Source organism: Verrucomicrobiia bacterium (assembly GCA_035946615.1).
GTDB lineage: Bacteria > Verrucomicrobiota > Verrucomicrobiia > Limisphaerales > UBA8199 > DASYZB01.
In genome coordinates, this window is the sequence record DASYZB010000079.1 from 1 (window position 1) to 8,737 (window position 8,737).

9 protein-coding genes are annotated in these 8,737 nt (G+C 58.2%); 6 read left to right on the forward strand and 3 right to left on the reverse strand.

Features of this window, described 5'->3' with window-relative positions:
- Window positions 1-566 precede the first annotated feature (566 nt).
- The 6 genes from VG146_11670 to argS all read left to right on the forward strand — a co-directional run bounded on the left by VG146_11670 (window position 567) and on the right by argS (window position 6,557).
- Window positions 567-1,007: a PIN domain-containing protein gene (locus VG146_11670; GenBank protein ID HEV2393007.1), complete on the forward strand. Its 441-nt coding sequence runs from the start codon at window positions 567-569 to the stop codon at window positions 1,005-1,007.
- 402 nt (window positions 1,008-1,409) lie between these two features.
- Window positions 1,410-1,838 carry a hypothetical protein gene (locus tag VG146_11675; protein ID HEV2393008.1) on the forward strand — a complete coding sequence of 143 codons (429 nt, stop codon included), beginning with the start codon at window positions 1,410-1,412 and terminating at the stop codon, window positions 1,836-1,838.
- The gene (locus VG146_11680; protein ID HEV2393009.1) at window positions 1,835-2,254 is read left to right on the forward strand and encodes a serine protease; all 420 of its coding nucleotides are present in this window, start codon (window positions 1,835-1,837) and stop codon (window positions 2,252-2,254) included. Before VG146_11675 ends, VG146_11680 begins: the two co-directional genes overlap by 4 nt.
- Window positions 2,255-2,505: 251 nt before the next feature.
- Window positions 2,506-4,023, forward strand: a complete 1,518-nt coding sequence (locus VG146_11685) for a hypothetical protein (GenBank protein ID HEV2393010.1) — start codon at window positions 2,506-2,508, stop codon at window positions 4,021-4,023.
- Between the two features lie 280 nt (window positions 4,024-4,303).
- On the forward strand, window positions 4,304-4,768 hold the full coding sequence (locus VG146_11690; GenBank protein ID HEV2393011.1) for a PTS sugar transporter subunit IIA: 465 nt from the start codon (window positions 4,304-4,306) through the stop codon (window positions 4,766-4,768).
- A 4-nt stretch (window positions 4,769-4,772) separates the two neighbouring features.
- On the forward strand, window positions 4,773-6,557 hold the full coding sequence (argS, locus tag VG146_11695; protein HEV2393012.1) for an arginine--tRNA ligase: 1,785 nt from the start codon (window positions 4,773-4,775) through the stop codon (window positions 6,555-6,557).
- 121 nt (window positions 6,558-6,678) lie between these two features.
- On the opposite strand, the gene VG146_11700 is transcribed toward argS, so the two are convergent.
- The 3 genes from VG146_11700 to VG146_11710 all read right to left on the reverse strand — a co-directional run.
- Window positions 6,679-6,891 carry a hypothetical protein gene (locus VG146_11700; GenBank protein ID HEV2393013.1) on the reverse strand — a complete coding sequence of 71 codons (213 nt, stop codon included), beginning with the start codon at window positions 6,889-6,891 and terminating at the stop codon, window positions 6,679-6,681.
- A 266-nt stretch (window positions 6,892-7,157) separates the two neighbouring features.
- On the reverse strand, window positions 7,158-8,366 hold the full coding sequence (locus VG146_11705; GenBank protein HEV2393014.1) for a hypothetical protein: 1,209 nt from the start codon (window positions 8,364-8,366) through the stop codon (window positions 7,158-7,160).
- 173 nt (window positions 8,367-8,539) lie between these two features.
- Window positions 8,540-8,737, reverse strand: a 198-nt coding sequence (locus VG146_11710; GenBank protein ID HEV2393015.1) for a kelch repeat-containing protein, incomplete at its 5' end; no start/stop codon positions are given.

Genomic DNA, 8,737 nt, shown 5'->3' on the forward strand with positions numbered 1-8,737 from the left:
TAACATACGGCGGGATCTCTCGTTGAGGTGGGGCCAGATTCGCATCAACTTGTCTCGAATGTCACGGATAGGAACCATGCCGCCGCCATAGGTAGCAGGTTCCTACGGACTTGTAAATGTTATTTATTGACGCAACCTTACCCGGAGGAAATTGCCGCCAGCCTGACACTACATGCGCAGCGGGACTTCAGTGGCCTCAAAGCCGTTTCACCCAACCTGGAAAAGGCGTGAGGCTGCTGCTCGATGAGCACATCCCTCGCGATGTAGCCATGGCGCTCCGTAAACGCTTTCCAGCCTTGGATGCCCTTTCCATTTACGACATCATGAGGTTGACAGCGCGATGCGGTGATGCAATGATGCATCTGTGAGAACTACGCTCTCTTTGGATGCGGAAGCGTTTCAAGCCGCCAAGGCGAAGGCGGCACATGAAAACATTTCGTTGGGAAAAGCGGTTTCAGAGCTGATTCTTCTAGGGGTCCGGCGGCCCTTCACCAAGCGGTCTTCGTCAGCCGTTTTTCGATCTCAGGGCGGCCTCTACACAACAGAGACAGTCGAAGACTCCCTGGATGATGAGTAGAGCCGCCCTGCTCGACGCCAATACGCTGATCGCCGCCTTTGACGAGTCGCATGCCGACCACAACCGCGCCGACAAGTTTCTAAAGGGGTTGCAACGATTCCACACCTCACCGCAGACGCAAGGGGCTTTTCTGCGGTTTTTCACTCGCCCCTGGATCGATGCTTCAGGGCAGCGCCAATCTCCGCGAATGGGCACAGGGGAGGCGATGGCTCACTTGGAGAGAATTCTAGATTTGCCCGGGCACCAGTTTCTTCCCGATGACCTCCCGTTCACCAACGTCTCCATGCGCTCACTCAGCGGCTTCAAACAGTGGAATGACGCCTATCTGATCGCCTTGGCGGCGAAACACAAGCTGAGCCTGGCAACACTTGAGCGAAAGCTTGCGAACATGGATGATCCTATATCTTCCGTCCTGCACGTTATTCCGTAGCAAAAGGTCTGTTATTTTTCGTCAGCACAATAGCAAGTCGTTACAATTGCGAAGCCCTTTGGCAAAGGCAACTCAGGGTTCTTGTAAGTTCTATAGGCGGGTGCATGGCCGAATTCTTCTGTTTTGCGGGCAGTTGGGCGCACTACGGCTGTAAAGTGCTGCCGCCGGCCAGTTGATTGCGTCTGCGCGACAGAGCCGACGACGCCAAAGGCGTCCCTCATGCCAGCCCTGCCCACAAGACAGTCCCCCCTGCACGGCCCGTGGCCTCTCCCGGTGCGTATTTGAATAATGCCGTAAAAACCAGCCTAATCCCCCCTCCAACGGCACACTTCGTGCTTTACAAACGCTGCGAAAGGGTGAGCTGTGCCGCAATAACGCCCATAATATATGTACATACACACAATGCATGCTCCAGAACCAGAGGGCAACTGCCCGCACAACTTTAGTCCGGTGCCAATCCGCTGCCACTTCCTGGTTTGCCTCAAGCATTGGTTTTTCCGCCAATACATTCTGGTCGCGGCCTTCGTTCTGGCGGGAGGATTGGCCGCAGGACTGTACATCGCCAACTCAACCCACACGGATTACTGGAAGGTGATCGTGGCAATCATCACAGGTTTGTTTTCCCTGACCTACTTTATCCAAAAGCAAAAACTGGAAGAACTGGAGCTGTTCACGAGAATTTTCGCCAAATTCAACACCAGGTACGACCGCCTCAACGACGAATTAAATCGAATCCGAGAGACTGACGTCACCTCCCCGTTGCCAAAAGAAGACCGAGACACCCTCTTCAAGTATTTCAACCTTTACCCATTATCCCAAGCCGTAGCGTGAAACTAGGAGACACGGTCTTCACGATTGGCTTTCCCAATCCGCAATTACAAGGTGTGGAACCAAAACTGACCGACGGGAAAATCAACAGCCTGGCAGGCGCCCAGGACGATGCACGGGAATTCCAGATCAGCGCAGCAGTGCAGCCCGGCAATTCCGGCGGGGCCTTAGTGAACTCCTCAGGCAACGTCGTCGGTATCGTCGCAGCCCGGTTATCAGACATCGCGGCATTCAAATCCTCAGGCGCCCTTCCTCAGAACGTCAATTACGCAATCAAGAGCTCGTATGTCCTGTCCTTATTGGAGTCGCTGCCCGAAGTGGCCAGCAAACTGAAGGACCCTTGCTCGATCAAAGACCGCAAATTCCAGGATGTCGTGCAGGATGCCGAAGATGCCACCGCGCTGGTCCTCGTTTACTAAGGGCGAGTCTCGATAGGAGGGAAGCACCCGTCAGTCATGGGGCTCGTGTTCCTTCGGGGAGCGAGTTGCCTATTTTCCCGACCGACACCGCAAAAGCCCATATTTGATCAATTGATCAATCGGATCAATGCGCCCCTGCTTTACGGCGCGTTCCATTCGTGGTAAACGGGCGCATGCAAAATTCGCTGGATCATCAAAGCGACGGAAATCCAAACACCTCTCGACGCGGCGCACAACTCCTCTGCAGATTCATGGCGGTCCTCCTCGTCGCCGCATCGCAGCCCGCATTGCTCGATGCGGCTGAGCTGGGGTTGTTCCAGCAGGACGCGGATGTCGGCCATGTCAGTCACCCCGGCTCGGTCGAGGTGGACGGGGCGGACGGCTCGTATATGGTTGCGGGCGGGGGCGAGAACATGTGGTTTACCAACGACGCTTTTCATTTCGTTTGGAAACAGGTATCAGGCGATTTCGCGTTGGAGGCTGCCGTGCAATGGGTGACCCCCGGGGGTAATGCGCATCGCAAGGCCTGCCTGATGGTGCGCCAAACTCTCGAGCCGGATTCGCCTTATGTCGATGTGGCGCTGCACGGGGATGGGCTGACCTCATTGCAATTCCGCGAAAGCGCTGGCGCGCTGACTCATGAAATCCAATCCAGCATCGGCAGGCCCGCAAGCGCGGGCATTCAGTGCCAAGGCGAGGTGTTTTTCATGACCTTGCCGAACTCTGCCATGGCGCCCGAGCAATCAGGAGCGAACCCTGGCGGGCAATCGCCCGCAGGTCCCTTTGTCCGTCTCAGGTTTCATGACCCTGTCTATGTCGGGCTGGGGGTGTGCGCCCATGACGACAACGTGCTCGAGAAAGCCCGTTTCTCGGACGTGCAGTTGCGGACCTTGCACGCCGCGCCCGGGCTCAAACCGGTCCTGCACTGCGCGCTGGAACGCATCCCCATCGGCTCCAAAGATCGACGGGTCGTCTATCACACCACCAACCATATCGAGGCCCCGAATTGGTCTCGAGACGGCCAGTCCTTTATTTTCAATTCCGGCGGGCACATCTATCGGATGCCTGTGGCAGGGGGAAATCCGCAGGAAATCGACACCGCCTTTGCCAATCGGTGCAATAATGATCATGGCCTTTCACCAGACGGCGCGCAGATCGCCATTAGCGATCAATCACGCACCGGTAAATCTATGATTTATGTCCTGCCAATCACGGGCGGCTCGCCCAGGCAGATCACCACCCTGGGCCCTTCTTACTGGCACGGGTGGTCTCCGGACGGCTCGACTCTGGCCTATTGCGCCGAGCGCCAGGGAGAATTCGACATCTACACCATTGGCGTTAATGGCGGACAGGAGAAACGCCTGACTACAGCAAAAGGCTTGGATGACGGACCGGATTACTCACCTGACGGCAAGTATATTTACTTCAACTCCGAGCGCACGGGTCTGATGCAAATCTGGCGCATGAAAGCCGACGGCAGCGGCCAGGAACAACTCACCTCCGATGACGCCAACAACTGGTTCCCTCACCCCTCGCCCGACGGCAAGTGGCTCGTGTTCCTGACTTACGACAAGGACGTCACCGGCCATCCAGCCAACCAAATCGTTCGGTTGCGAATGATGCCGGTGAGCGGTGGCCCAATCCAGGACTTGGCCCGGTTCTTCGGCGGACAAGGAACCATCAACGTGCCCTCGTGGTCGCCCGACAGCAAACAACTCGCCTTCGTGAGCTACCAGATCATACGGCCTCAGCCTGCGCCTTCTCCTTAACAATCCAAACGCCAGCGGGCCCTCGGGTACCGGTCCGCGCGAAGCGTCGTGGACTGCGCCAGTCCTCTGGCGCTTTTAGGCCGCGCGTTGCGTAAGTTCCACTCTCACGTCCAGTGGCATTGAATTGGGTGCGCCGGCTCAGAGAGGCAGGACATCCAACAGCGATAGAGGACTAAGAGGACTACCGTAGTCCACGACCTTCTTAACCACGACTTCACTTTCTGTCTTGAAATGCCGGCCCACTTCAGGCGAAATGCCCGGGCGGAAGCATTCCGGCCTTATGGATTTAGGCGATATTCTCAGCAAAGAACAAATCGTTACCGATTTGCGGGCGGCAACTCGTTGGGAAGCCATCGACGAACTCATCAACAATCTGGTCGCCAGCGGCAAGATTAAACCGCAACACCATGACCCTATCGCCGCAGTCGTCAAGAAGCGCGAATCCTCGATGAGCACCGGCATCGGTTTCGGCATCGGAATTCCACATGCCTCGACCGATTTAATAGACGAGGTCGTCGGCGCGCTCGGGCGCTCCAAGACCGGCGTCAATTTTGATGCCCTCGACAACCAGCCGGTCAATCTCGTCATGCTCTTCCTGGTGCCTCAAGGTCAATTTCAGAAACATCTCCACACCCTGGCCAACATCGCCAAGCTCCTTCACAAAGCCGATTTCCGCCAAGCCCTCGAACAGGCTCCCGACGCCGACGCCATGCTGCAGATCATCCGCGATCAGGGGAAGAAGTAGCCCCGTGCTCCCTCATCAGGCCATCCAACAGCGCCTGCAAGCGGCGGTTCAGAAGGTGCTCCCAGGCGCCGATTCCTCCCTTGTCCTCGTGCGCCCCTGTCCCGACCCCAAATTTGGCGATTATCAGACCAATGCGCTCATGGCTCTGGCCAAGGGCTTGAAAATCAATCCGCGCCAATTGGCAACCGACGTGACCGCCAACCTGGACCTGGCCGATTGGTGCGAACAGGTTGAAATTGCCGGCGCTGGTTTTCTCAATTTCCGCCTCAAACCCCTGGCCCTTGCCGCTGCATTGAACTCCGCAGCCCGGGAGGAGCATTTGTTCTTCGACAAAACCGCGCAGCCCCGAACTATTGTCGTTGATTTCAGTTCGCCGAATGTGGCCAAGCCCATGCACGTCGGCCATATCCGCTCGACGATTCTGGGCGATGCCCTGGCGCGGGTCCTGCGCCTGCTGGGCCATCGCGTCATCACAGATAATCACATCGGCGATTGGGGCACCCAGTTCGGCATGTTGCTGGTGGGTTGGAAAACAATACTCGACCAGGAACGGCTCAAAGCAGACCCGCTGGCTGAAATGGAGCGAATCTATAAAACCATCAGCCCTGGGTGCGACCCTGAGAAACCAGGCTTTGAGCCGGCAACACTCGAACGCGCCCGCGCCGAGTTGGTGAAATTGCAGGCCGGTGATGCCGAGAACCTCGCCATCTGGCGCGAGATGCTCCGGCTCTCACAAGCCCAGTTTGAAACCATTTATGGCCGGTTGGGTGTCCGGTTCGACCACACTCTCGGAGAAAGCTTTTACAATCCTCGTCTCCAGCAGATTGTCGATGATTTGATGCGCCGCGGCATAGCCGTTGAAAGCCGCGGCGCAAAGGCAATCTTCTCGGACGCTTCCCTGCCGCCAAAAGAGGACCCGTTCCTGATCCATCGCGAAGGCGAATGGGTGGCGAACCCATTCATAATCCAGAAGCAGGATGGCGGTTTTAATTATGCCGCAACCGACTTGGCGACCTTGTCCTATCGCCTCGAAACCTGGCACGCCGGCGAGGTCATCTATGTCACTGATGGCCGCCAACAACTCCATTTCCGCCAATTGTTCGCCGCCTTTCGCCGCTGGCATCCCGAGGCCACGACCAGGCTGGCTCACGTCTGGTTCGGCTCCATCCTGGGCGAGGATGGCAAACCATTTAAAACCCGCTCCGGCGAGACGGTCCGGCTTTCAGACCTGCTCGATGAAGCCGAAGAACGCTCCCTCAAGGTGGTCTCGGAAAAGAGCCCCGGCCTGCCTGAACCCACCCGGCGCGAGATCGCGCGGGTCGTCGGGCTGGGGGCAATCAAATATGCCGACCTGCTGCCCAACCGCCAGAGTGATTACATGTTCAGTTGGGACAAGATGCTGGCCCTCACTGGCAACACGGCGCCCTACCTCCAATATGCCTATGCCCGAATTCGCAGCATCTTCAGAAAAGGCGGAGTGCAGGCCCCGGCAGAGGACGCTCACCAACCAGCGATTACCTTAACCGCACCGGAGGAACTCGCCCTGGCCAAGCACCTCCTCAATTTTGGCCTGGTCCTCGAAGCGGTTGCCGAAGAGTACCGCCCAAATTTTCTCTGCAATTACCTCTACGACCTGGCCGGGCGCTTCACGGCCTTTTACGAAAACTGCCCTGTCTTGAAATCTGCGCCCGAGCAGCGCGGCTCCCGTTTGGTTCTATGTGATCTGACTGCCCTTGTGCTTAGCCAGGGCCTGCGTGTCCTCGGAATTGAAACCCTGGAACAGATGTAAGCCTCAGAGCGTGTTTTGAAAATGGACGGCGCCCGCTCCCCTCGTCCTCGTCCTCGATTTTCAGGTCTTCCGAGAACGAGGACGACCACGAGGACGAGGACGAATGGCGGCAATTCTATTTTTAAAACAGGCTCTCAGGCCGGCGGTTGGCTTTGAGATTCCAAATCCAGGCAATCCCATCCCCCAGCACCACCTTCTCCTTGGGCCGCCCCAAACCTCCCCGCAGGGCCTCCCAATGCAGGCGCCCTCCCAGGTCCGTCGGGTCGCCCTGGGTGCGCACTACTATCTTGTCTGTAATCACTCCCCGGCCCCCTTGAGTCGTCGGCGCGTCCATTCGCGCCCTTCTTCTAAAACTTCCATCTCAATCTCGCGCAGGGAGCGCGGCTGCTTTTTATCCGAGGTCGCATGTCCTTTCGTTCGGTTAATGGTTGCTTTCCTCGGATGAGGAACCACTTACGATCCTTCCATTATGGTGGTAGTGTCAAGATGCGCTCCCCCGTGGCTTACCGTGTGACCCCGTGACCCCGCCATTCAAGATCCCAGGCCCCAGGCAAATACGCTGCCAAAGTAGCAGGAGTGTGGCGGTGGTGACGAGCCGCGTCATTGCGAAGCGAGCCTGTAGAATCGGGTTCCAGCGGGCGCGGGCAGGCTCACTTGGTACTGGAGATTGCTGTAGTTGATTGCGGGGGTTGCCGCCTCGGGAGACCATGGACCCGCCAGGTTGGTGCCTTCTTGCAGCGATACAATGGCGGACGGCACGCCCCAGGAAAACAGGAGGCCACCGCCTGCCCTCTCAATATTTAGCACGGGTTTAGGCGTGCCCTGCCAGGTGTAAATGCCGCCACCGCGTGCAACGGCGACTAGTTTGAAGCCGTCGGCCGAGGAGGCGACCCCTGTCCAACTGGCGGTCGGGGCGGCGTCCGGCTGCCAGGTAGTGCCGGAGTCAACAGATCGATATATCTCTCCAGTGTTGGCGACGACCACGTCCCGGGTGCCGTCGGCCGAGCAGGCTAGGGCGGTCCAGTTCGAAACTGCCGTGCAGTTAGTGATTACGGTCATGCCGGCGTTGGTAGTGCTGTAGAGGAGACCAGGGCAATTCGTCGGCGGTGGCATTACATTTGTGTCCCAGAGGGCCGGTAAAACGATAGTGGCCCCGTCAAAGGACATCGCGACCGCAGGGCACGATCGGTACGCAAAATCAGCCCCTATGGTGTGGTTAGACCAATTTGAAGCTGGCGTGAGGATCACGGCCGATGGCGATGAATAGTGATCTGCGGTGACAACCACCAGCACGCTTCCATCGGCGGAGGAGCGAATCGGCCCGACGGTTTCGCCTACCGGCTCCGCGAGCGGCCCCAGGAGCGTCCAATCGCCCCCGAAGTTAGTCGAGACATACACCGCTGGCCCGTAACCGCCCCCACCTATAGCCACTGCGACGTTAGAGGCGTCGGCCGAACAGGCGACACTGATCGGCGTGAAAGCGTTTGTGACGGGCGCCCAGCTCGCGGCCGAGTTGCTGGAAAAATAGAGGCCATGGCAAGCAGCAAAAATCCAGGTGGCGTCCCAGGAGGAAGCCAAGTCCCTCCAAGCATTAACGGGCGCGGGGCTTTGCGTCCAACTCAGGCCCGAATCGGCCGAGGCGTAAATCAGCCCATTGCTGACTCCCGCAACAATGCGGCTGCAATCAGCCGAGCAGGCAACGCAGGACCAGTTGGTGCTCGGGGCGCTGGTTTGGACCCAGGCTTGGGCAAGTCCTTTGGGCGGACAACACAATGGGCCAAATGCCGTGGTGACGCTAAGTGCTGCCAATAGGGGGAACGGTACAGACCGGGCTCTGTGACCTCCGTGGAAGCTGCCGAGATTCCCCGCCCCCGCACGCCCGAGCTTTGTTTCGACTAAGCTGAACCGGCGTGCGTGGAAAGCTTCTGGGTACCGACTGGACTGGTGTTTCTCTAGAGGAAGCATAACACGCAGGCGAGGCCCTAAGAGGGGGTGTAGAGCTCCACACTGGAAAGGATCGCGGTCCCGCTAAACCCGCCAGCCGCCAGCACCTGGCCGTCCGGGAGCAGGGTCGCTGTGTGGCCAAAGCGAGGCGAATTCATGGACGCAGTCACCGCCCACCCCGCCGCGGCTGGATCGTACAGTTCCGCGCTATCCAAATATCCGGCTCCCCCATAGCC